This is a genomic window from Psychrobacter sp. 1Y4, assembly GCF_051847555.1.
The window spans coordinates 1-934 of record NZ_JBPYDE010000238.1 but is presented as its reverse complement, the minus strand read 5'-3'; the positions used below and the strand labels follow the sequence as shown (position 1 = coordinate 934).

Genomic DNA, 934 nt, shown 5'->3' with positions numbered 1-934 from the left:
AACCTATCGATTGCTCCAAATCGCGCAGCAATATACCGATTATCTGCCTGAGACAAATAATGAAGCGCTACTTGGGCAGCTATTGCAAAGCCTAAGCTGGCGTGAAGTACTGTGTTTGATATTTTTAGACTTACGGGCTGAACAACAGGATTTGGTCAAGGTACGAGAGCTTGTCGACCATCCTTTTTTTATTACTAAAGCGGCACAAAACTCACGTGAGAAAAACCTAGAGAGCACTGCTTGGTTAGAGCTTCGCAGACATAGTCCTATAGATTCTAAAACCGTCAGTTTTGATAATCGAGCCAGCCAAGCGTATTTTGATAAAGATAACAGCGGCGCATGGTATTTACTGCCTGAGAGTATGCTATTGCTAACAGAGTTGTCACAGCAATTGGCGGAGTTTCAGCAGGCACAGCATGATAACCAGTCCAATCAAAACCAAAATTCTGGTCAGCAGCGTTTTAGTATGGTGAGCTTCCATCAGGCTTATGGCTACGAAGAGTTTGTAGAAGGTATTCGTCCTGTTATGAGCGGCTCTATCCGCGCAAATAACAGTCACTCGAGTAATACCCAGATGAGCTACGCCGTTCAAGATGGGGCCTTTTTAAAGCTATGTCAGCGTGCCGCGCGTGACCCTCAGCACCGTTACGCGATGTTGATTGATGAGATCAATCGTGCCAATGTGTCACGAGTCTTTGGCGAGCTGCTCAGTTTGATCGAGCCAGACAAGCGCGCTGGCAAACCAAATGCGATGACGGTTCATTTGGCGTATTCTGGGCGTGCGTTTAGTGTGCCTGCCAATGTTGATATCTATGCCACTATGAATACCCAAGATCATTCGCTTGCGCCGCTTGATATGGCATTACGTCGACGTTTCCGCTTTATTGATTGTCCACCGCAGCCTGAATTATTACCGACAATTGGTGATGTCGCT

General features: G+C 46.5%; 1 protein-coding gene. It reads left to right on the top strand.

The genetic code is table 11. From position 1 onward, the window contains the following. Nucleotides 1–934: McrB family protein (locus ACS8FC_RS15495; RefSeq protein ID WP_439297426.1), on the top strand; the 934-nt coding region annotated here is incomplete at both ends.